Here is a 24,353-nt window from a genome sequence, read left to right as displayed (position 1 = left end):
AATTAAGATGAAAATTATGAAAAAAAATAGTTTACTATATTTATTATGCTGTGGTATCGTTGGTCTATTCCTTGTGATGTCTTGCGAGAACGACATTGTGTTTCCAGACCCAGGATTCGAGTTGTCAGATAAAAAAGTGTCAGTTAGACGTGATACCGCCGATGTTTACAACATTCAATTTAAAATGAATGTGCCAAACAAAGTATCTAAAATTGAAATTTTAGAAGCTAGGAATTACGATGTATTAGACGAAGTTACCGAGTATAATGGTAAAACGAATTTCAACTTTAATTACGGTGTAGATTTAACTCCTTTTGAAAAAGATACCACATTGGTATACATTATTAAGGTTACCGACCAGGACAAAAGAAGTTTTAATACGGGGATGAGAATTGATGTTAAAGCATTTTCTTTTCCAAGTATAGCTTTAGTAGGTGGTGAAAACATCGCTGTAGCTGCACCGGCATACTATTTAAAAGGAATCGTATCAACAGGATTGAACACCATTGAAAACATTAAATTAGTTTTTAATGGCGAACAACAATACGAGTTTAACGGAGACCCTAACAATCCTGTTACCGAAATGCCGTTAAAAGAACTTGTGTTTTTTGGAAACTTAGAACTTGGTCAGGTATATGATTTAGATATTATTATTTCTGATGATAAAGAGCAGGTGTCTACAACTACGGTTACTGTTCGTAAAACCGATTTTATTAAAAAGCCAAAACAAATTGTGTATAACCGATACGATGATGGACAACGTATTTATAATTTCACCTATAATGAGGATGGCAAAGTAAGTAAAATGGACTTTATTTTCCCAAATGGAAATAATCATTACCATGAGTATTCATATAACGATTTAGGAATGGTAGATACTATTCTTTACAGATCGGGCTATCCAGAGGGCACAATGACTAAAAGATATAAGTATTTCCATTATGCTCCAGGTACTAAACGAGTAGATTCTGTAACAGCAAAAACATTTGATTACGAGGCTGGTGACCTTACGGGAGAAACTGGTATTAATAAGGAAGTAAGTAATATTGTTTACGACGAAACAGGGAAACTACTTTCTTTTAGAACCTCAAGTAACGTTACAAACCTTAAATATTCGGATCCGTTTGGATTAGGTGAAAATGTGTTTAGTGAATACTGGCAAATGTCTTATTATGCAACAAACTCAAAAAGAAGACAGCACAGAACAGAATTTGATCCTGTATTGTCACCATTATACACCGAAAGTATTCCGCCATTTGCGTTTACTTCAGATCAGGCGTTACCAGTTATGACAGATTTGTTCTGGCCAAAGTATATACCGATAGAAACAATCCCAACCAGTACTACATGGAACGATGGAGATTTATTTTACCCTAGTTATTCATATGAAACCGATTTAGAGGGGAACATTACTAAAATGTATTTCGTTTATAATGGAGGAGAATGGTATGAAAAAGGTGAAGTTTCATCGTATACTTTCGTATACTAAAGATTAGAGTAAAACTAGGTTAAAAGCCATGGCTATTTTAAATAGTGCCATAAGGATATAAACCTAAATTTTTGAGTGTTTTAGTTTAAGGTATTGACAACATTAGTTGTCAATACCTTTTTTATATAGGTTAGGTAATTTAGTTTTGCATTTCGTATTTATTCTTACCGTGCTGTATTTAATTAAAATTTAAAAGTGCTGGTTATTTAATCAAATTTAATGGCGCGTGTCACTCCAATTGCCAAATATTGCGTCTTGCATTAAAAGGCATGATATACTTTTTATGTAGCCTTTTTAATACTAAACCATTTAATAAAACATTTATGAAAAAATTACTAGTTTCCGGGATATTGTTATTAATTCTTGGAATGTCTAACGGTTTTGCGCAAGGAATTAATTTTCAGCATATATCATTAGAAGAAGCTTTAGATAAAGCTGAAAAGGAAAATAAATTAGTTTTTATCGATTTTTATACCACGTGGTGTGCACCTTGTAAATCGTTGGCGAAATTTGTTTTTCCTCTTAAAGAAGTAGGCGATTTATACAATAAAGAGTTTATAAGCATAAAACTAGATGCGGAAAGAGAAGGGGCTCCTGCTGCAAGAAAATATAATGTAAGCAGCTACCCTACTTTATTATTTTTAAATTCAAAAGGAACAGCAGTTTATAAAGATACGGGGTCTTTACCTACCGATGCTTTTATTGAATTAGGGCGTAAAGCGGTTGCTTCAGTTAGTAGTGAATATAGTTTAGTAAAGCTTAAAGAAGAATATCCAAAACGTCAAAACGATGAGCATTTTTTAAAAATATATTTTAATAAAATGCGCGATTATGGTCAAAGTCCATCAGAAGGTATCGAGGCTTGGTTAAAAGTTCAAACAGAGATAGAAGAGGATGATGTTGATATGATGGAATTTTTATTGGAAAATAAAAATGATTTAGTAGCAGAAGGTAAAGCCGAAGAAATTATCAATGCAAATTTCGATGAGTATATGGATATTGCTACACGCTTTGAAGAACGACGTTTAGAAAGATTAAAACTTTCTTTGGTTAGTAAAACTTTAGAAAAAGCTAGACAAACGCGAGACCCTAGAATGATGCAAATCTTTCTAGAAAAATGGAAAGCACTTCCAGGTAATGATAAAAGAAAGTCAGATCTAATGGCTTTTGAAATGGAATATTTGAGAATGACTGGTGATAAGGGTGAATTTAGTGATTTAGCGCAACAATATATGGAAGACATTATTGCCAAAAATGCCCCTGAACAAGTTAAGGAAAATGACCATAAAAAGTATTTAGCATTTAAGAAAGACTTTGAAGCGAACCCGAGCAGAATGGGTAAGTTCAAATTAGGTAAATACGAAAAAGGAATCGATACTTATTATTTGCTAAAAGTAATAAATGTAAATGCTCGAACTTATATGAGATTTTTAGGTGAGACTAAAAAGAATTACAAAGTGGTTGAAGATTGGATCGATTACGGTTATGATTTGGTTTCAGAAAGTAATTATATGATGGATAATTTAAAATCAGACCTATTAAGTAAGATAGGGAAGGAAAAGCAGGCGCTTGAGTTAAAGCAGTTAGCATTCGATCATTGGCCTGAAACCGATAAATCGAGATCAGCTGTAAAACGACAATTAGATCAAATGAAAAAGAGCCTAAGCATTTAATTTATTCAAAGAATGAACAAGATGAAAAAACTAATTTATATTGTATTGGCAGTAGCCCTAATGCCATTATTAATAAATGCTCAGGGTATAACATTCGAAAAAGGTAGTTTTAATCAGGCTTTGGAAAAAGCTAAAAAAGAAAATAAACTATTGTTTGTTGATGGCTATGCTGTTTGGTGTGGACCATGCAAGAGAATGGAAAAAGAGGTGTTTACCGATGAAAGAATAGCTTCTCTTGTAAATGAAAATATGATTTCTTTTAAACTTGATGTTGAGCGTGGAGAAGGTCCAAAGCTTAAATCAAAATATAGAATCAACACACTGCCAGGATTCGTTTTTCTTAACGGTGAAGGAGAAGTAATTTATAGACTAACATCGTCTATGGAAGCTGATGAGTTTTTAGAAGAAGTTAAAAAAGCCTTAGAATTTAAAAATGATCCAAATAGCTTAGGACGCCTTGCTGAGTTGTACGAGACGAATAAAGATGATGAAACTTTTGTAAGGAGATATCTCGACAAATTAATCGCGACAAAATCGACAAATTATGTAGAGGTATTGGAACAGTATTTATCCATCCAAACGACAATGGAGGTTTCAAGCAAAGACATGGTTATGTTCTTAGCCGATCATATGGATCAGATAGTAGTTGGTGGTTTAGCCGATAATATTATTGATAATAATATTAAAACAACCGAGTGGAAAAAGTATGTACGTAAAGATATTCGTGAGAAATATTTAAGATTACCTAAGAACATTATCAAACAAACAACGGAATATGCAATTCGCACGAAAGATACAACCAAGTTGGAATTGGCTTTGTACGATGCAAAAAATTCAGGTTTAATCCGAGATTTAACTGAGCAAAGAGAAAGGCTTTATACTCACTATTTTTTACAAACCAGTCAAGGGGATCGTTATAAAGCTTTAGTATATGACGATATAGTTAATGTGATTAATTCGATAGATAAAGAAAATTTAAGAGATGGGTATTTGGAGCTTAAAGAAAGAAGAGAATCAGGCGATCTTATGGCTAAGAGTACCATTCATCATGCAACAAAATATAGTGGTCAAATACTTTCAATGGTAAAGCCGTATTCTAAATTTGCAGAAACACCAGAAGAACAGGCTGAAGTTTTAGAATGGGTTGAGGTTGCAAATTATATTAAACCAGACGATGCTTTTATTGTAAGTGACTATGCTGATATATTATATCGATTCGGACAAAAGGAAGAAGCTTTAAAAGTAAAGGAGAGAGCTGTTAAATTAGCAGAAAAAGAGGAATCTAAAAGAGCTGTAGGTATTAAAAAAGATTTTGAGCTTATGAAATCAAGATATGCTTCAGCCCTATAAATTTAAAATATGAAAGTTAGTGTAAAACACTTACTGTTTTCCCTAAGTATATTTCTAGTTTCTGCCCATTTTTTTGGGCAGAACTTGTTTATGCCCGAAGGTGTAACGTATAAAAAACTTGATAATGGGTTTTCATATTACTTGTTACCAGAAGATAGTGAGCGCGGTAAAATAACCGTAAACCTTATTTCTACTATTGGATCACTTGTTGAAACTCCCGAAGAACGTGGGGTAGCACATTTTATAGAACATATGGTTTTTAAGGGCAGTAAAAATTACCCAGGTAATGAAACCATGAAAACCCTCGATAAAATGGGGCTTCGAATAGGTCGAGATTATAATGCCAGTGTTAATAGTACCAAAACCGAATATCATATAAACCTTCCGGAAGGTAATTGGGACTATTTAAAACAAACCTTATTACTCATGAAAGATTGGGTAGGCGATTTAGAGATGGGTGAAGCATCGTTTAAAATTGAGCAAAAAGTAGTTATTGAAGAAATACGCAAGCGTCATTCGGCAATATCTCCTTATTTAAACGGAACTATATTAGAAGGACACGGCGGTTTAGGAACCGAACAACAAATAAACGGTATTACGGCCGAACGGGTAAAGGATTTTTATAAAAAATATTATACGCCAAACCAGTTTGCTCTTGTAATTCAAGGTAAAGTAAACGAGAAAAAAGTGACGCGATTTATCGAAAAACTGTTTTCTAAAATTCCTGAGGCCTTAAACAAAACACAACGAAATTACATCGATTTAACAAAAACGACGGTCGTTGATTCTAACTATGTTTCGGTAATTTCTCCAGAAATACCTTGGTTAGTTATGGCTTTTAAATTCCCTAGCTATGCTATAAATAGTAAAGCGGCTGTTAAAAACGATTTTGTTCAGTATTTGTTCTGTAAGATTTTAGAGAACCGTTTGGCTTCATATCCTAACACGATGTTAAGCGGTACCAAAGTGAATACATCCCAAATTTTACCAGGTACGACCATGTTTAATGTGAGGCTTAAAGGCAATAATTCGATAACTTATACCGAGATGCTTAATGGATTTTGCGAAGTGGTTGCCGAAGCTAAAGCAAATGGATTCAATCAAGAGGAAATTAATTTCTTTATCCAAGAATATATCAATAACATCACTGAAAAACAAAGTGATGGTTTTATGACCTTAGCTGAAGTCGAAAAACACTTTTTAAAAGGTGAAGTACCTTTAGAAAAAGAGCAGCAATTAGCTTTATTAAAGGCGATTCAGCAAAACTTAAAACCAGAAGCATTTAATGCATTACTAAATGCGTTTACCAATTATAGCAAAACCATTTTATTCGATAGCACTTTAAAGGCCTGGAATAAAGATTTCAGCGAAAGTTATATTTTAAATAAAATTGATAATATAGACAGCGAAGAATTTCAGCTTGAAACATTTAAATTTTCAGAACCAAACTCCACTTTTGTTAAAAGAAACAAAACTAATTTACCTGATATTAAACTAGAGGAGGTATCGCCAAAAGCTGTATTAAATAAAAAAGTTATTGGTGATAATTTGTATTCGCTTACTTTTAATAATGGCCTGACAGTATTAGTAAATAAAGACAAAGAGGCACGTTCGCAAATTCGTTTAGTATCAAAATTAGGGCTTAAATATTTACCTGAAAACGAAAGTGTAGTTTTTAAAGAAGCGGTGAATTTATTTAATAATCAATTTAATAATCTTTCCAGAGAGGATTCACCAGCATTGTTACGCCGTTATATGTTTACAGCAAAAAGTAAAATAAGTGAAAATTATTTCGAGTTTGAACTTCGAGGTAATAATACCCACTTAAACTATGAAAATTTACTTAAGGGGTTTCATTTAATTATCGCAAAGGAAAACACGCCAGACTCAGAAGATTTTTTACATAAATTAAAGGAAAATTTGTCATTAATAAACTTTAAAAATACGGATTTTAATAATGATTTAGTACAGCGTTTGTTTGGTTATAATCAAACATTTAAACGCAGTTTTAACAATGCTTATGTGTATGTAGGCGGTAATCTTCCTGAAAATATAGATGATTTAATTGCGACTTACATTGGTGGTATTTCGAAAGTTGAAGAACCTAATGGTCAGGGCGTTGTATTACAGGATTTCAACGATTTGGAACCGAAATATATTGAGGAGGCCAGAGGAAAAATCCAGAAACGCGCTTCATTTATATTTAAAAATAAATTGGAACGAAATTATACGCTTAAAGATCAATTAACAGCCGATGCCATTGCAGAATATGGTTATGCTCAAATTTTTGAAACTTTAAGAAAAAAACTCGGTTTAATTTATTCCTTAGGAGCCGATGCATACGGAAATAGAGAAAGTAAAACATCAACCGTTAGTTTGCGTTACATAGCCGATAATAATAATTTGGAGCGTTGTAAAGCCGTTATGATTAATGAAATTTTGAAACCTATGCGTTCAGGAATCATTTCAAAGGAAAATGTGGCTATAAGTAAAGCAAAGGTTAGTAGTAAAATGCAATTGTATTTTTACGACGAAAATGTGTTGAGTAATACCTATTTAAAGAATGCTTTGAAATATGGACGACTCTTAAAAATAGACGATCTTGAAAAGGAAATTAAAAACATCCAAGCAAAAGATATTCAACAATTAATGAAGCGTTTAATCCATTGGAGTGAAAATAATTTTTAATTACCATAGAGATAATTTTGCTATCAAAAGTGTAAAAACAAAAAATTGTAACTAATTATAAAAGCTGCTCCCATTACAGGGAGTAGCTTTTTTTTATTATTTGTCACTCTTTAGTCCAAAAAATGCGTCTTATTAATATACGCTTTGGTATATCCAAAGACCTAAACTTAATAAAACTATATGAACAAGAAAGCATTAACATTCCTATCATTTTTACTAATTACTGTTTTAAATGTATCGGCACAGGGTATAAATTTTCAACATATATCTTTTGAAGAGGCTCTAGAAAAAGCCAAAACCGAAAATAAATTAGTTTTTATAGATTTTTACACCTCGTGGTGTGCCCCTTGTAAATTAATGGCAAGAGATGTGTTTCCATTGCCCGAAGTAGGCGCCGTTTATAACAAACAATTTGTAAGTTTAAAGTTAGATGCCGAAAGAGAAGGCGCTAAAGTGGCGGCTAAATATAAAGTAACATCTTACCCTACATTTTTATATTTAAAAAGCGATGGAACAGTGGCCTTAAAAGACACGGGTAGAATGCCAACCCAAGATTTTATTAACAATGGAGATAAAGCTGTAGCATCGATAGATAGTGAATACAGTTTAGAAAATTTAAAGGCAACATTCCCTAACAAACAAAACGACGAACATTTTCTAAAAATGTACATAAAGAAAATGCAAGGATACGGTCAGGACATAACCGATGGTATTAACGCCTGGTTAAAAGTTCAAACAGAAATGGAAGAAGATAGCCAGGAGATGATGAACTATATCATGAAAAATACGCGGCTTTTTGTACTTGGCAGTGAGGGACATAGAATTTTAAACGAAAACTATAATGCTTTTGAAAAAATGGCGACAGGCCATAACTCAAAATTCTTACCTTTTTCTAATTCACAAATTTTAAAAAACACCAAGAAAGTAGCACTTAAAAAAGGTGATGTGGAACTTTTTGAAGCGTATTTAGAAGCTTACAAAAAACAATCAGGAAAATTTATTAAAGAAGATGAATTAGTTGAATCGCAATTGTCGTATTATGCCTTGACTAAAGATACCGAAAACTATAAGGCATTAACAGAAACTTATGTAGACGAAGTAATTAAAGAAAACCCGGTTTCTAAGGTTCATGCAGACGATTTAAAAACCTATACCATGTACAAAAAAGGGTACGACAAAGACCCTGTTCCTGCTAGAGAACGTATGCTTGCCTCAGCAAAAGATGGTATGAAGGCTAATAAAATCCTTAAAGAATTAACCAGTAAAGGGAAAGCATATTTACACCGTGTAAACACCAAAAAGGAATATAAAAAACTAGATTCATGGGTTAAATATGGTTATAAATTAAAACCAGAAAATTGTTATATGGACGACCTCATGGCTAAAATTTATACAAAAAAGGATAACCTAAAAAAGGCAGTTTTTTATAAAGAAAGAGCTATTAAAAACTGGCCAAAAGGCGATAAGAAATTCGTAAATAAAGAATACGAATTAGAAGAACTTAGAAAGAAGGCAATACTTTAAGTGTTAGGAAAACTGATGATAAATAAGAAAATAGTATTATTAATTCTTTCTCTTATGCCATTTTTAGGAATAGCACAGGGAATAAATTTCGAACATATAACATTAGATGAGGCATTAACTAAAGCTAAAGCCGAAAACAAATTAGTTTTTATCGATTTTTATACCGTTTGGTGTGGTCCTTGCAAAAAAATGGCTCGAGAAATATTTCCTCTATCAACAGTAGGGGAATTGTACAATAATAATTTTATCAACTTAAAGTTAGATGCCGAGAAAGAAGGTGAAGCTGTTGCTAAGCAATATAATGTAACAGGTTACCCAACCTTATTGTATTTAGATGCCGAAGGTAAAGTACTTCTTGAAGATACAGCCTTTAAGCATGAAGATACGTTTATTGAAATGGCAAATAGAGCTATTAACTCTCAAAATAGCAAATACAGTTTAGAAAACCTTAAAAATGAATTTCCCAGTAGGTTGAATGATGAACAGTTTCTTAAGATGTATATTAGGAAAATGGATGAATTCGGACAGGATATTTCAAAAGGAGTTGATGCTTGGTTAAAAGTACAAACAGAAATGAACGAGTCGAGCCCTGAGATGTTAAAATATTTGCTTAAAAATTCGAGAAATATTTTAATAGGAGGAAAAGGCGAACAGATTCTTGAAGAGAATTACGACACCTATATGAAACAAGCCTCTTCTTTTGAAGCTAGAATGTTACCAAGAATAAAGACTCAAATTCTTAATGGTACACTAGACACTGCTGTCCGCAATAAAGACGCTGAGCTAATGAAAGTTTATATTGAGGCCTATAAACAACAGCCTAAAAATCGTATTAAAAAGGATGATTTATTAGATGCAGAATTAATCTATTATGAAATGCTTGACGATGATACATCATATAAAACCATAACAGCCAATTATATTAATAACCTTATAGATCAGACTTCGATAGAAGAGATTAAAACCGCCGACGAGAAAAGTTATAGTATGTATAAAAAAGCATATGATAATGATCCTAAACTGGCTAGAGAGCGTATGCTAAATGCTTCAAAAGAAGGCTTGAAAGCTTCAAAACTTCTTAAAGAGTTGAATGAATTAAGTAAAGGGTATTTAGAAAAATCAACTTCTAAAAAAGAACTTAAAGCTATAGGAAAATGGATTAAGTTTGGTTACAAAGTTAAAGAAGATAACTGTTTTATGGACGATCTTCAAGCAGAGTTTTTTTTCAGAAAAGGAAAAACACAAAAAGCATTAGAGCTTAAGGAGCGAGCAATAAAAAACTGGCCAAAAACAGATAAGAAGTTCGTAAATAAAGAGTACGAATTACAACAACTTAAAAAAAGTATCTAATAGTTTTAGATTAAAAAACCGACCAAATTTTAATCCAATTTCACAATAAAATTAAGGCAGCAAAGAACTGTAAAAAGACTTGTTGCCTTGTTAATTAAAAAAAGAACATGAATAAGTATATACTAAGCGCCATTTGCTTTTTATTTTCTAATTTTCTGATAGCTCAGAATGGGACAGATTTAACTCAGCAAGTTCCTTTCTCAAAAGAATTTAGAATAGGGGTGTTGCCAAACGGATTAACTTATTATTTAAAGCATAATGAAATACCTAAAGGGAAAGCAAGTTTTTACCTCTACCAAAATGTGGGCGCCGTTTTAGAGTCTGATAAGCAAAACGGATTGGCGCATTTTTTAGAACATATGGCTTTTAATGGTTCAACACACTTTCCTGGTAATAGTATGATCGACTGGCTTGAAAAGAAAGGAGTTAAATTTGGAAAAGATATCAATGCTTACACCTCTACCAATAAAACGGTATATAATATTAGTCAGTTTCCTTTAACAAATAAAAAAGATATAGATTCATGTTTGTTAATTTTAAACGATTGGTGTAATGAATTGGCCTTAACGGATAATGAAATTGATTCCGAAAGAAAAGTTATTCAAGAAGAGTGGAGACAACGGTATAATGCAACCTACAGACTAAATCAACAGCTAAAGGGAGTAAAATATAATCATAGCATTTATTCAAAACGTGATGCTTTGGGTAGTATGGATGTAGTTAATAATTTTAAGTATAAAGAACTTAGGAATTTTTATCACGACTGGTACCGTACAGACCTACAAGCTATTGGAATTATTGGTGATTTTGATGTTGATGAGGTTGAGCGAAAGGTAAAAGATTTATTCGGAAAAATTCCTGCCATTAAAAAACCGAAAGAGCGTTTTTACATTACAATACCAGACAATGAAGAACCTCTATATAAAATAGCAACCGATAAGGAAGTTAAGGATGTTAACTTCACTTTAGAGATAAGACATTTTTATAAAAAGGATAATACTCAGGCTCAGCTGCGTGAAACTATAGTCGACGGTTTTTTAAATATATTATTAAACCAACGACTAAAAGAAAAGATAGTAAATAGTAAAGCAGCTTACAAATCTGCAAGAGCCTTATATACCGATTTTGAAAAAAATTATAAGGTATTCAATTTAAACTTTACTTCTAATGAAGCTCAAGTAAATAAAGCCTTAAAAGACTTTTACACCGAGCTACAACGTGTGGTGAAGTATGGATTTACTCAGAAGGAGATCAATGACGTTACATCGTTAATGCTTAAAAAGAATCAATCTAGAGCAAATGGGCCATTAAAAGTTAGTTCGGATGGTTATGGTAAAAATATCCGTGATGCTTATTTAGATGGTATCGCAATCCCAGATAATGATTTTAATTACAATTTTGTAAAAACCGTTATTCCAACAATTACTAAAGAGGAAGTGTCTCGGTTAGTAAAGAAATATTTAACGAAAAAAAATCGGGTTTATACAATTACGGCACCAAAAAAAGAGAATTTAAAAGTTCCTTCGTTAACGCAAATTCAAGATATAATGACTCAGGTAGAGGAGGCAAATTTAAAGCCATATGTCAATGAAAAACCAATTGGAGTATCGTTATTAGATTCCATGCCAGAAGGAGGGAAAGTTGTTAGCCAAAAATTATTAAAAGATTTTAAAGCGGTAGAATGGCAACTGTCCAATGGAGCCAAAGTGGTTTATAAAATCAGCAATTATAAAAAGAGTTTTATCGAATTAAATGCGGTTAGTCCTGGAGGAGCTTCATTATACGATATAAAAGATATTCCGTCGTTACAAGCGGTTAGTTTAGCAAGTAAATTTGGAATAGGTAATTTGGATCCAGTTACCTATAATAAAGTAATGAACGGTAATTCGGCTAAATCTACTATTAGTATTGAAAACTATTCCGAACGTATTCGAGCGAGTGCTGCGATAAAGGATATGGAAAGTATGTTTCAATTGGTTTATATGCGTTTCGAAAAACCAAGGTTCGACCAGGCAAAATTTAAGAGTATGATGGCTGGTAACTACAGCAGCTTAAAAAGTACAGTTCAGAATCCTAATAAACTTATAGGTGATACATATAAAACTTTAGCAGCCAATGGCGATCCAAGGTATTTTGAGTTCAATAAGGCTTATCTTGATCAAATTAATTTTAACAGAGCTAAAGAAATTTATGCAGAGCGATTTAATCATGCAGGCGACTTTACATTTTACCTGATCGGTAATGCTCCTGTTAAAACCGTAAAATCTATGGTAGAAAAATATATAGGAGCAATTTCAACGGGTAGAAAAAAGGAAAGTTGGAAACCTTTAGACGATTATTTCCCCAAGGGCTTTAATGAACACCGAATAGAAATACCAATGGAGGCGCCTAAAGCAACAGTAGTTATTAAAATGCAAAAGCCTGCCAAATATAATCGTAAAACTATTGTTTGTCACAAAATATTAGGCGAAATTTTGAATATTCAATTTATCAAAAATATTCGTGAAAAAGAAGGAGGCGTGTATACAATAGGTGTTAATTCTGGTGATAGTCGTATGCCAAAACCTTATTTAAATATGGATATTTCGTTTAATTGTGCACCCAACAATGCCGAGCATATAAATGATATAGTTCATAAGGAATTGGATGACGTCATCCAGAACGTAGAGCAATCCGACTTAGATAAGGTCGTATTAAATATGAAGAAAAACAGACCACTTATTAAACGCTCTAATCGGTACTGGATGCAAACTTTAGAAACCTACTATAATTACGGAGAAAATATGATGGCGCCTGAATATTTCGACGCTATTTTGAATGAGGTTACGCCAAAAGATATTCAAAATGCAGCCAAGTTATTTTTTGATAACCCCGATACTCTAAATATAATATTCGTGCCCGAATCAAAATAATATTTATTTGATAATCACTAAAGAGAGGGATATGTTTTAATGCATATTCCTCTTTTTTATTTTTAATGGCTATGTGTTTTCAATAATTGTTCTAAACGTGAGGTTTATTCTTGGTGAATGTATTTTTTTTGTAGGGGGTAACCGATGTAACCAATGGGTTTGTGTTTCGCCTTTCATGACTAAAAGGCTACCATGCTCTAAAAGTAAATGGATTTTTTCCTGAGTGTCTTTGTGTTTAAAAGCAAATTTACGTTCAGCTCCAAAACTTAAGGAGGCAATGGCTCCATTGGGCTTTAAATCTTTTTCACCATCGCTATGCCATGCCATGCCTTCGGTACCGTTGTGATATAAATTAAGAAGACAGGAGTTATAAGTTTCTCCCGTTTTTTGTTCTACTAAGTTCTTTAAGAATTTCAATTCCTTGGTCCAAATTAAGGCGTGTTTAGTAATGTTAGAATAGGTGTAGGAAAATGGCTTTTCACCATACCAGGCTACTTTACGTTTAGTGATTATACGTTTCCCAAAAATTATTGCTTCGTCGTTTTTCCATGCAATAGTTTCTAATAGTTGCTCGAGTATGATGTCCGAATCTGTATGACTTAAAATTTTACCGTAATAATTAACTGTACCATCTTTAGGTAAACAGTTTTTTGTGTGGTCGGATTCAAATTCGAAAAGTTTCATCATACTATAATAAAAGTAGCTTAATTACTCATAAAATACGTCGTGGTCTGGATGATTTTATTGACTTGTGCTTATGTTATTTAATTGCAGCATAATAATTAACTTTATTTTTATTCGATGTCTTTTTCGTAAAGGTTATAGGTAGATAATGGTAGTGTAACCACACCAACATGTTTAAACCCTAACTGTTCGTAGTATGTACAAAGTTTCGGGTTTTTTGCATCGGCATCTAATCTCAAGCAGTTAATGTTTTCTTGTTTTGCTCGACCTTCAATATGTTTTATAATGGTTTTACCTAATCCTGATCCATTAAATTCTGTTTTTACAACAAGCGAATGTACATACAAAGCTGGTTTTGTTTGTTCTCCCCAATAGAGCTTGTCATTATTTAAAATGCGCACCATGCCAATGGTTAAGGTTTCGGGGTTTTTTATAAAGAAGAATTCATTGTTTAAAATACCGTCTTGAACCCATTTTAATTTTTCTGCCGGTGGATTCTTCCAGTATTGCCAATGATTAATATTCATTTTAGCTATATGTTCGGCAGCTTCTTTAAATAAGTTCAAAACGGTATGTAATTCATCAATTGATATCTGATGAAATGTTAATGCCATAAGAATTATTTCTTTTTACCGTTACCAGTTTTATTCTTTTTGGATTTGCCTGGACTACCTAATTTTGGGCTTTTTCCTTTGTATTTTACTAAATGGTCTTTGTTGTATTTTTGAGGAGAATCAGAATTTAGGTCTAATTCTATTTTGGCAGCTCTTCCTAGATCAAAACTAGCATAAAGCGAAGGTAGTTTTGCACTTATACTCCAATTCCCTCCATTTAAGTAAATGTACGATCGTTTCTCTAAGTCGTAATAGAAATTATGATCTGGAAAATAAATGTGTCTCGTTTTTGCATTGTAACCATGTGCTGGTGCCCATTTAGGGGGCTGTGCATAGCTATCAAAAGAGAATGTAAGCGTAAACGCTAAAAAAAGAAGGATTGATAAGAGTCCGTGTTTTGTTTTCATGTTTTGTTAATTTTATGGGTTTAAGTGCTGTTCTTTTGTGGTTAAAACTATAAAGTTCAATTACCTAAACATCTAAATTTGGGGTATTAAATAAAGTAACTAAGATAGTGATTTATCAGAATTTTATTTGTTTTCAAATGCTACTCTGTTTTAAGAAATACGTATAAAATGGTTCTGAACGATGTTGTCGAGGTAAATTTTAGTACTAATACACTTAAAATATAAAGGTCTTGAGGTTTTTGCAAATAAAGGAATACCATCGCCTAAAATTATAGGAACGATTGAAATAATCATTTCGTCAATTAAATTTTCATTTAAAAAATTTTGAATCACATGACCGCCATCAATATATAAATTATAAAAACCTTGTTGATGAATATGTTTTAAAACATCTTTTAATAGACCTTTTACAAGAAATACTTTGTCTGTATATTTTTCGGGAACGCTATTAAGGGTATTACTTAAAACGAAAACAGGGCGAGAATAAGGCCATTCGATACCAAAACTTAACACTTTTTCAAAAGTATTTCGTCCCATAATTAATGCATCTATGTGCTTAATAAATTCCAAATACCCCATGTCAACTTGGTCGGGGTTAGGTATGGATTCAAGCCATTCGACACCCCCGTTTTTATTCGCTATAAATCCATCAAGACTTGTAGCAATAAACACCTTGTTTTGTGTTTTCATTTTATGGGTTAAAATTAAGAAGCTAAGTTTTAGTTTTTTTATAAAGATATTCTAAAATAAAGCAAAACGCAATAATACTTAGCGCAATTATAACTCCAATTAAATTAGAATTGTATTGTTGATGAATTAAAATAACCAAAGCTGCAATACATAGAATAAATCCTATAAGAGGAATGTATTTATTGCCGTTAATCGCTTTTGACAGTTTAAAACCAACATAATTTACAACTCCAAAAATTATTAGAAAACCGACACTGCCTGCGGTAGAAATACTTTCTAATTTTAAAACGTTCACTAAGCATAATGTAGCAATTGACGTAATTAATAAACCTATTGGTTGGTTCCAAAATTTAGCCAAAAAGTGATGAGGAAGTTCATCATCCTCGGCAATTTCGTAATTTACTTTACTACCACCATAAAGCGAGGCATTAATAGCCGAAAAAGTAGATATTAAAGCAGCCACAGTAATAATACTGAAGCCTATTTTGCCAAGCATGGGTTTTGCCGCTTCTGCCAGTGCATAATCTTGAGCGTGTGCTATTGCTTTAAACGGTAATGAACCCACAGTAACTATAGCTATAAGGATATATAAAAGGATTACAAATATTACTGAATAGTAATATGCTTTGGCAATATTTTTATGCGGGGCTACAATATCTGGAGCAGCGTTAGCGATAAGCTCGAAACCTTCGTAAGCTACAAAAATTACCATCCCTCCGGCGAATAATTTTATGGGTGTTTCCCAATGAGAAAAATTAAGTTGTTCTAGGTTTGGATTTCCAAATAGCCCGTAAATGCCAATACCAATAAAGCCCATTAAAATTATAAGTTTTATAATTACGGCATACGATTCAATTTTGCCAACAACCTTAATGCTGTAATAATTTATAGCTGTTGCCAGAATTATAATGGCACTCGCATAGATATGGAAATCAATGGTTTTATTTTGCGTTATGCCAGCGAGATTTGGCGCATACGATCCAAAAGCCGAAGCATATAGCGATAGCATAATAATATAACTAACCCATAATAAATTGTTTATGGCGCCACTAAAAACAGAGGTTCCGAATCCTTGATTTATAAATTTTACAGTGCCGCCACGGTCAGGATATGCTTTTGATAAATTAATGTAACTATAAGATGTGATTAGTGCTAAAATTCCAGCTAAAAGAAATGCCATCGGAGTTCCGCCTTTGGCTAGAGTAACGGCTAGTCCTAATACGGCAAAAATACCACCACCTACCATGCCGCCAATACCGATAGATATGGCCTCTTTTAAACCAATACTTTTATTTGGTTTTTTCATGTTATTTATTCGGAGTGCACTGTTTTCCAGTCGTTTTTCATGTCGATAATCGTCCAACCTTTTCGTAAAGCCACTTCCATGCCCTTGTTTAAGGTGCCCATGGCGGTATGTTCATCGTATAAAAACTCACGGTCGCCATCGGTGTGATTAACGTAAATTAAAAGATGAGGTAATGGGTTATTGGTGTCGCAATACTGCATCATCTCTAAATCCCCGTCCGAATTACCCGCAATTAAGATTGGTTTTTTACCAATGTATCTACTTATTGCAATCGCTTTACCTTCATGGTCATCATTAAATTCGAATTCTGAAGTTTGTGCTACTATTAAAGAATCACCTTTTGTAATTGCCTTTCTCTTAAATGTAGAACCAATAACATGTTCCTTAGGAATACCGTAAACATAGTTTGTCCACGCACGCATAAATTCTTGACTTCCTCCTGATACAATATAAATTTTAAATTCGTTTGCCCTTAAATAATCTAAAAGTTCTAGCATAGGCTTGTAAATTAGCTTTGTATAAGGCTTGTCCATTACTGGGTGCTTTGTCGAAGTTATCCAATTGTTTACAATGGTGTCAAAACTATCAACATCGTCTGTGGCTTGAGCAGTTCCTACTATATTTAATAAGTCTCCATGAGATAAGGTTTTTAAGGCTTCTGTGTCGTTTTCAATAACAGCTTTAAAAGGCATTTCATTTTTCCATTCTGGATGGTTTACTGCCAGTTGTTTTATTCTGTATAGATCAAAAAATATTTGTGATGGTAATGGTTGTTCTACCCAAAGTGTGCCATCGTTATCGAAACACGCAATACGATCGTCAGGTTTCACATAATCGCTGCTAGCGGTATCAGTGATAGTTTCAACAAATTGAATGATATTTTTTTTCGATGTACTTTCATTAAACGATGGTAGAACTTCGAGAACATTTTCAGTTGAAGTGGAAACATCTTTTTCTTGTTTGCAAGACCATTGGAACAAAGCGAAAACGGTAACTATTACCGTTAAAAATACACTTTTTAAAACTGTTTTCATAGATAAGGTTTTGATTATGAAATTTATAGATGCTTTATAAATATAAGGAAAAACCGAATGAACTTATATAATCGAGCATGTCAAAGTTTATCGTGAAATCAAATACCTTTTCGGTGTATACTATTACGATCTTAAAATTTTCTCCATGGGTTTTCCTTTTGCCAGTTCATCTATAAGTTTATCCAGATATCTTATTTTTTGCATTAATGGATCTTCGATGTCTTCATCGCGATGTCCACAAATAACACCTGTGATTTTTGAAACATTGGGGTTTAATTGAGGGGCGTTTTTAAAGAAGGTTTCAAAATTGGTTTTTTCTGTTAATACAATATCTAACTGTTCTTTATTATATCCCGTTAGCCAAAAAATAACATGATCAACTTCAGATTTTGTACGACCTTTTCGCTCCGCTTTTTTAACGTAATGCGGATAAACAGAAGCAAAGGGCATAGTGAATATTTTGTGTTGGTTCATGTTATACAATAGATTTCCAGCGGCTCTCAATTTTTCTTAATCGGATTAAAAAAGGAATTAAAAAAGCAATCTCTGCTCTGATATTGAGGTTAAAACCTTCTTGAAAAAATGGTATAATAACCATACCTACGGTACATAAAATAATACCTAAAATAGCATCCATTTTGCCAAGCATTACAGCATTATCCTTTTCAAACCATAGGGAGTAGCCCACAAAAGCTTTGTATAGTGCCAAGCTTACAATAAGTAAACCAAGTGCAGAAATAGGTTGGTAGGTTTCAAAACCATAAAATGATAATTCGGCGGAGCCACCAAAAATGCCAATGCATAAACATATTAAAGTAAAAACACCAAAAATCATAAAAAACCAACTGAAGAATTTAATCCACCAAGGTAGTAGGTTGCGACGTTTTTTAGTTAAGGTTTCAAATTCTTCAAATTGGCTTTCCATTGTGGTTTGTTCTTCCATAAGTCTTTTTTTGATTCTATTTATTCGATAATTAAGTTTTGATTCTTCGGAAATTTAACACTGTAATATAGATTCAATACTTTATTCTCATTTGGAGACACTTCTAACTCCCATTTAACTTCGCCATTTTCTGGGGTTAATTTCCCTTTTGATATTTCTAAAATATCAACTTTAATATCTTCCTGTATCGATACCGGAACCTGATCTAGAACAATCATATTAATGGTTTTCGATTTGTTATTTTTTACTGAAATTTTCCATGCTCGCGATTGTTCCTTTTTCCCTCCGATAAACTTTTTCGATGTATAATCGGTAACCTTTTCTCTGTTAATGCTTATATTTTTGTCTCTGCCAAGAGATACTTGCAATGTGTCGCTTGCGTATCTGGTATCGAGTATGGTTTTGCCAATAAAAGTATTTTCAAAAAAGATATTGGCTTCACCTTCAAGTAAATTGTATTGCTCCCAGTTATTAATACTGGCCACCAAATAAGCTTCTTTTTCAATTTTAGGAATGGCATAATATTGATAATTCGCTGGTAGCTCATAATTAACCATGTCTACGGCATAATTTTTATTGTCAGAGTTGATCGTGTATGGAATTTCAACTTCAAAATCAACGGTGGTTTGGTTTTCAACCTGTTGAAGCGGTATTGTTTTTTTTACCGTGTTTAAATTTGATCCAGTTATTTTTTCGGCTCGAATACTCCCTACGGCAGCAGCTCTATTTTCTTTCCCATATCCAACGACAACCACTTCATCTAATTGAGATTGGTCTTCGGTTAGTTTTACATTTACAGTCGAATTAAAAACGGGTAAGGTTTTTGTTTGAAAACCGATATAAGAAAACTGTAGTCGACTTGAATTGTTAGGTATTGCCAGTGAGTAAAAACCATCGAAATTGGTTACGGTACCAATTGTTGTTCCTTCAATATTTACATTAACTCCAGGAAGAGGCGTGTTATTCAGGTCGGTTACCCTTCCTGAAACTTCATTAATTTGTGTTTTGTATCTCGGCGGCGCTGAGTGGTAATCGAGGAAATAAGTTTTTAATTGAGGGGCTGTGCCAGAAAGGTTTGGGTTGGCCGATGAAAATTTCAATTTTACATTTTTCCAATCGACTTTGGTATCTTGTTTTACATTTGCTTTATATACCATTTGAACAGGCTCAGATATGTTTTTTGCTCTTATATCGTAACTAGGATACCACCCGGCATTATTAACAACATAATTTAATGCAATATTAGATTTTTGATAGGTGTTTGCTTTAATTTTTATAACGACTTCACCATTAGCAAAATCTTTTTTGCTAGTTATGCTGTTTAACTGGTCGCTCACATCATTAGCTTCTTTTAGCAGCTTTTTTAATGTTTTTTGTCTTTCTATTTCTTCTAACCTTAAACTGGTTAATTTACTACTGTAAAAATCGGAGGTTGTTTTTAAATCGGTTACCGTAAGGGTTTCATTTTTACCACCAATTTGTCGGTTTTCTGTTAAAAATTTAATGTCTTCAGAGATAATTTCTAAATGTGTGTTTTCAATTTTAATTTTGTCTTGTAATTCTTCTGCACGCGTTTCCAGTGCAATAACTTCATCCGACTTTTTTAATTCATCAATATAATTTTGTTGGTGATTTACTCCTAATACAGTAACGTTCCCAGTAGCTTTAACCTGAACACTTTTGCCCTTAATAAACGGGGAGAGGTTTGTGAATTTAATGTTAGTAATACCAGGTTTTAAATCAACCGATTTTTCTCGAGTAATCTGTGCACCTTCGATAAAAACAGTTACAGCACTTACTTCCGATTTAAGAGATATTTCTTGTAATTCTTGAGCGAAATTATAATTCCATGCGATTAGAAAGCATAACAGAATAAAGTGTTTTAATACAAATTGAAATTGTAATATATTGAATTTTATGTTCATAGCTGTTGTAATGGTTAGTTTTAAATATAGTAAACTTTTCTTATTCGAAGGGCTCTTGTTGGCTTTAATACATTATCTTTTTTTAGCTTTATAATTGTCATGCAATCCAATGCCGTGTAGGATGTTCTGGGTACATTTTTCAATACGAGAAACTCTTGTTTTAGATTGTTTAGGCGCTGAAAAGTAAAGTATATATCCACGCTGTCTTCCGGGTGTTAAAGCTTCAAAAGCTGATTTAAGTAGTGGGTCAGTTTCAAATATTTCAAGAAGTTCTCCAGGAAGTGGTTCTGGTTGAGTTTTAAAAGAAACTTTAAGGCCTTGTTTTTCGATTTCTATCGCTTCATATATATAGCTTTTAATACTTTGTTTTAGTTGTTTTACTTGATCTATTTTTGTGAACTTTAGTAAACGAGCTGCTTGCGAGTTAGCACCTGGAGCTACTAACAAGTCGCGGTCATTGCTGAGTAATGCTCCTTTAAAAAAGCTAATACAACAAAAATTTTTGTAAGCACTAAGCATAATTACATTATTATTGTTATATGTGTAACATGGCACACCCCATTTACAAGTTTCTGTTAGACCGCATTCTAAAATAATATGGCGTAACGCTTGTAGTATTTCAATCCAGTTATGCACTTTACAGCCATGTGTGCCTCCAAGGGAACATCTATTACAACCTTCATTAAAATAGGTTTCAACATTTGAAGTCATTTAAAAAAATATTTTCTTAATGCTAAATTATTTAATTTTTAAATAAACTATTTAGGGAGTTTAAGCAGGGACTAACATCAAAGTATAAGCCTTCAAGTTCTTCAGTTGGGTTTTTAATAGTTAAAAAATCGTAATGTTCAATTAAACTTTGCTGGCCTCCAAATTGGTACCCTAAGTAATTGAGCAAAATGTATTCATGTGACGTATAAATAACATAAAAAGCATCTTGCTTTGAGTGCCCATTACCTGAGCTTAGAAGCGCATCGAAAATAATTTTGGCCTGTGTTATTTTTTTATTGAAATTTTCCTGATCCCCCAATTTATCAAAGGCATAAAGTTGCGCATTTAAGGTTTGTAAACTAAACGGTTTTTCTTTTAATATAGAATCGCTCACCCGAATGATTTCCTGTAATACGAAAGGATTATGACTCTCGTTTTTAAAATGCACGTTTAAACTATCTTCATAATCGGAAATAGCATAAGCAGAATAGGTGTCCTGAAATGTATAACCATAGTACAAATGTCTTTTTTCGTTTAGGTTTAGGGTAGAGTCCGAATTCTTATATTTTTGCATTAAGATGTCGTAAAACAAATTAGATTTTTCATTCGCAATATTTCGTTTAATTTGCTTATAGTTTGGTTTTTCAAATGTCATATCTTGTGCCTGTAATAAAAAGACAACGGAACAAAGTAATAAGGAAAAGACTATTTTCATGTATTGTAAGATTTGAGAATTAGTTATTACTTACCGACTTTTGTGCCGTAGGAAGGAGTTCTATTTGGTATTGAAGAAGTTCCTTCTTTAAAAGAAATTGTTCTCTCGATAACAGGTAAATAAAATTATTCATGGCTATGTAGAGCATCTGGAGATTTTTGTCGAAATAGTTTTCATTACCAAAATAAATCCATTGTTTAGATAAGTATGCCTCGAAATTATCTGTCATCTCTTTGGTCATTTCAGATATTAATTTGGGGTCTTTTAAAATGGCTTTTATTTGATCCTTTAGTTTAATTTCTAAGGCTTGTATATTAATAAAATTAGCTCGTATTTTATCAACGGGTGTTACCTGACTAACAAATTGTAACGCATTATTCAGGTTATTGTAAATTTCATATTTTGTCTCTAAACCTTCATTAAATTTAAAGAAATTGAGATATAATGTTTTTAATGTCGATGTTTGGCTTAAAGGGGATTCTAATCCAAGGAAGTACTTGAAAATATTAAGGTCATTTTCTTTAATTTCAGTATTTGTAGTTTCTAATTCAGAACTTAATTTATTAATTAACGTTTTGGCATGTTTTCTTGAATATTTAATGCCATCATAATCAAAAGTTTTTAGGTTAATCGACTTATCTGCAATTTGGTTTAAAATATCAATATCGTTTTGTAAAGCAATACTTGTATAAATTAAGTCAAGTTTTTCTTCAGAAAAAAGATACTCACGATGTTCTGTTTTAAGATGCTCAGAAGGGTCAGGAAGTTCAAATTGTACTGGAATTTTATTGTCGTAATAGCCATTATAATACTTCGGAAATGTATTGTTATAAAATTCTTGGGTGAAATTATCTTTAAATGTTTCAAAAGAAGAAACCGTAGGCTCGGTTTCATATTTTATGTCTTTAAAAAGCAGTTTAGTTAATCTTGTTTGAATAGCTTTATAGTCTTTAAAGATATCGTTGGCAGGGGTGTATAATTGATGATTTGTTGAAGTGTCGATGATTTTTTCTAATCGCTCAATTCGTTCTTCAGTACTCGGGTGAGATGCCCATTGATCAGTTATAACCAATTTTGATTTGTTGAACTTATTAATTTCTTCAACGCTCAACATAGGGAGGTTAGCTTTTATTGGAATTTGATTGTCCTCAGCAATAAAGTTCATAACGAAGGTTTGTTCTTTGAAAATATTTTCACTTATTACATTCTCGGCTATTTTATTCTCGTAATGCATAAATACCGCATTTAAAGCGTGATTGGTTAGTTCCATTCTTAGTAGTGAGCTTTTCAAAGGTTCGTATCCGGTTATGCTTGCAGCTATTTCATCGGCATGAAATTCCATTTCTCTGGATAAGCTCATGTAGTTTTTATTAACAAGTTCGTACATGTTTTTAAGTACAGACTTAATGCCTTCAATAATTTTTACAGCAATTATGGCAAAGATTGAAAAGTAACCGCTTACGTTTGCCCACCCCTGAATCATTTTGTCATACGAATCGTTATCATAAAGCATATTAAAAATAACCTGATTTACATTGTAAACATAGCTACCTACTTTCATTGATTTTTGTGAAAAATGTCCAAATTCATGGCTTAAAATTGCGGTCAGTTCAGCTTTGGTAATGGTATTAACCAAACCAACTCCAATGAGTAGGTTTTTTTGAACAGGGAAAATCATACTCCAAAAATTAGAATCATAAAAAACAGCGGCATTAACCTCTGATGATAGATAGACCTTTTTTGGGAAATTTGTGCCTACTTGCTTAACAATAGTTCCGATGAGATTAAAAAGTTCAGGTTCGTTTTCTTTTGTTATCTCTACTAAATGAGAGCGGTCTGTTTTGTGGGATTTAAAAATGAATTTTATTAAAAAAATTAAAATGAATACGCCCATACTGGCTAAACCAATACCTAATGCAATAGTTATTAATGTAGGTTTAGCTGTTATCAAAGCAATACCGCCATAAACACATAATAAGGTTAACCCTACCGAGAGGGCAAGCATAATAACGTATGTGAATACAAATAAACAAATGGATATAATCGCTTTTTTAGTTTGTGCTTTGAATGCTTCCGATAGTTTAACGGTGTCTTTGATCATAAGTAGCTGAACGTTTTTTGAGAAGTTAATACGAACTTTTTGCCGTATGCTATTGGTTTAAAAAACATGTAAATGTTTATTTTAATGAAGGTTAAAAATGCTAATAGCAAACAAGCAAAGATGTTTCTCATTTATTTAATATATGTACACCGTTTAGCATAAAAAAGGGTGTATTTTGAATAATACTAATATAGAAAAAATTCTTACAATTTTATTTTGCAACGAATATTTTATCAT

The 24,353-nt window shown here is 32.5% G+C and carries 19 protein-coding genes; 7 read left to right on the top strand and 12 right to left on the bottom strand.

Translation table 11 applies throughout. The features are described 5' to 3' along the window. Positions 1 to 16 precede the first annotated feature (16 nt). The 7 genes from ICJ83_RS00650 to ICJ83_RS00620 all read left to right on the top strand — a co-directional run bounded on the left by ICJ83_RS00650 (position 17) and on the right by ICJ83_RS00620 (position 12,986). On the top strand, positions 17 to 1,489 hold the full coding sequence (locus ICJ83_RS00650; RefSeq protein ID WP_188228439.1) for a hypothetical protein: 1,473 nt from the start codon (positions 17 to 19) through the stop codon (positions 1,487 to 1,489). A gap of 323 nt (positions 1,490 to 1,812) precedes the next feature. Continuing rightward, positions 1,813 to 3,162, top strand: coding sequence for a thioredoxin family protein (locus ICJ83_RS00645; RefSeq protein WP_188228438.1), 1,350 nt, complete (start codon positions 1,813 to 1,815; stop codon positions 3,160 to 3,162). Positions 3,163 to 3,174: 12 nt separating this feature from the next. Continuing rightward, on the top strand, positions 3,175 to 4,512 hold the full coding sequence (locus ICJ83_RS00640) for a thioredoxin family protein (protein WP_188228437.1): 1,338 nt from the start codon (positions 3,175 to 3,177) through the stop codon (positions 4,510 to 4,512). Positions 4,513 to 4,521: 9 nt separating this feature from the next. Then, positions 4,522 to 7,200, top strand: a complete 2,679-nt coding sequence (locus ICJ83_RS00635; protein ID WP_188228436.1) for a M16 family metallopeptidase — start codon at positions 4,522 to 4,524, stop codon at positions 7,198 to 7,200. A 180-nt stretch (positions 7,201 to 7,380) separates the two neighbouring features. Then, positions 7,381 to 8,724 (top strand): thioredoxin family protein, encoded by a 1,344-nt coding sequence (locus tag ICJ83_RS00630; RefSeq protein WP_188228435.1) that lies wholly within the window; start codon positions 7,381 to 7,383, stop codon positions 8,722 to 8,724. A 54-nt stretch (positions 8,725 to 8,778) separates the two neighbouring features. Further along, positions 8,779 to 10,074, top strand: coding sequence for a thioredoxin family protein (locus ICJ83_RS00625; protein WP_188228434.1), 1,296 nt, complete (start codon positions 8,779 to 8,781; stop codon positions 10,072 to 10,074). 107 nt (positions 10,075 to 10,181) lie between these two features. After that, on the top strand, positions 10,182 to 12,986 hold the full coding sequence (locus ICJ83_RS00620) for a M16 family metallopeptidase (protein ID WP_188228433.1): 2,805 nt from the start codon (positions 10,182 to 10,184) through the stop codon (positions 12,984 to 12,986). A gap of 69 nt (positions 12,987 to 13,055) precedes the next feature. Here ICJ83_RS00620 and ICJ83_RS00615 read toward each other — a convergent pair whose 3' ends face one another. The 12 genes from ICJ83_RS00615 to ICJ83_RS00560 form a co-directional block, all read right to left on the bottom strand. After that, positions 13,056 to 13,670: an alpha-ketoglutarate-dependent dioxygenase AlkB family protein gene (locus ICJ83_RS00615; protein WP_188229260.1), complete on the bottom strand. Its 615-nt coding sequence runs from the start codon at positions 13,668 to 13,670 to the stop codon at positions 13,056 to 13,058. 110 nt (positions 13,671 to 13,780) lie between these two features. Beyond that, positions 13,781 to 14,284, bottom strand: coding sequence for a GNAT family N-acetyltransferase (locus ICJ83_RS00610; protein ID WP_188228432.1), 504 nt, complete (start codon positions 14,282 to 14,284; stop codon positions 13,781 to 13,783). A gap of 5 nt (positions 14,285 to 14,289) precedes the next feature. Then, a complete protein-coding gene (locus ICJ83_RS00605; RefSeq protein WP_188228431.1) occupies positions 14,290 to 14,691 on the bottom strand; it encodes a hypothetical protein in 402 nt (133 codons plus the stop codon). A 150-nt stretch (positions 14,692 to 14,841) separates the two neighbouring features. Then, positions 14,842 to 15,381 carry a dihydrofolate reductase family protein gene (locus tag ICJ83_RS00600; RefSeq protein ID WP_188228430.1) on the bottom strand — a complete coding sequence of 180 codons (540 nt, stop codon included), beginning with the start codon at positions 15,379 to 15,381 and terminating at the stop codon, positions 14,842 to 14,844. Positions 15,382 to 15,403: 22 nt separating this feature from the next. Further along, positions 15,404 to 16,687 carry an APC family permease gene (locus tag ICJ83_RS00595; protein WP_188228429.1) on the bottom strand — a complete coding sequence of 428 codons (1,284 nt, stop codon included), beginning with the start codon at positions 16,685 to 16,687 and terminating at the stop codon, positions 15,404 to 15,406. A gap of 5 nt (positions 16,688 to 16,692) precedes the next feature. Continuing rightward, a complete protein-coding gene (locus tag ICJ83_RS00590; protein WP_188228428.1) occupies positions 16,693 to 17,721 on the bottom strand; it encodes an HAD family hydrolase in 1,029 nt (342 codons plus the stop codon). Between the two features lie 123 nt (positions 17,722 to 17,844). Continuing rightward, positions 17,845 to 18,195 carry a DUF2200 domain-containing protein gene (locus ICJ83_RS00585; RefSeq protein ID WP_188228427.1) on the bottom strand — a complete coding sequence of 117 codons (351 nt, stop codon included), beginning with the start codon at positions 18,193 to 18,195 and terminating at the stop codon, positions 17,845 to 17,847. 1 nt (position 18,196) lies between these two features. Next, positions 18,197 to 18,664, bottom strand: coding sequence for a hypothetical protein (locus ICJ83_RS00580; protein WP_188228426.1), 468 nt, complete (start codon positions 18,662 to 18,664; stop codon positions 18,197 to 18,199). A 20-nt stretch (positions 18,665 to 18,684) separates the two neighbouring features. Beyond that, positions 18,685 to 20,589, bottom strand: a complete 1,905-nt coding sequence (locus ICJ83_RS00575) for a DUF4139 domain-containing protein (protein WP_188228425.1) — start codon at positions 20,587 to 20,589, stop codon at positions 18,685 to 18,687. A 72-nt stretch (positions 20,590 to 20,661) separates the two neighbouring features. Then, positions 20,662 to 21,300 carry a YdeI/OmpD-associated family protein gene (locus ICJ83_RS00570; RefSeq protein WP_188228424.1) on the bottom strand — a complete coding sequence of 213 codons (639 nt, stop codon included), beginning with the start codon at positions 21,298 to 21,300 and terminating at the stop codon, positions 20,662 to 20,664. Positions 21,301 to 21,331: 31 nt separating this feature from the next. Next, the gene (locus ICJ83_RS00565; RefSeq protein WP_188228423.1) at positions 21,332 to 22,015 is read right to left on the bottom strand and encodes a DUF4919 domain-containing protein; all 684 of its coding nucleotides are present in this window, start codon (positions 22,013 to 22,015) and stop codon (positions 21,332 to 21,334) included. Positions 22,016 to 22,034: 19 nt separating this feature from the next. Next, positions 22,035 to 24,116: a M48 family metalloprotease gene (locus tag ICJ83_RS00560; protein ID WP_188228422.1), complete on the bottom strand. Its 2,082-nt coding sequence runs from the start codon at positions 24,114 to 24,116 to the stop codon at positions 22,035 to 22,037. Positions 24,117 to 24,353: the final 237 nt, after the last annotated feature.

Source organism: Aestuariibaculum sediminum, from assembly GCF_014596945.1.
In the GTDB taxonomy this organism is placed as follows: Bacteria; Bacteroidota; Bacteroidia; order Flavobacteriales; family Flavobacteriaceae; genus Aestuariibaculum; species Aestuariibaculum sediminum.
Note: the sequence above shows the minus strand (reverse complement) of the source record. Positions and strands in the feature narration are given on the sequence as shown.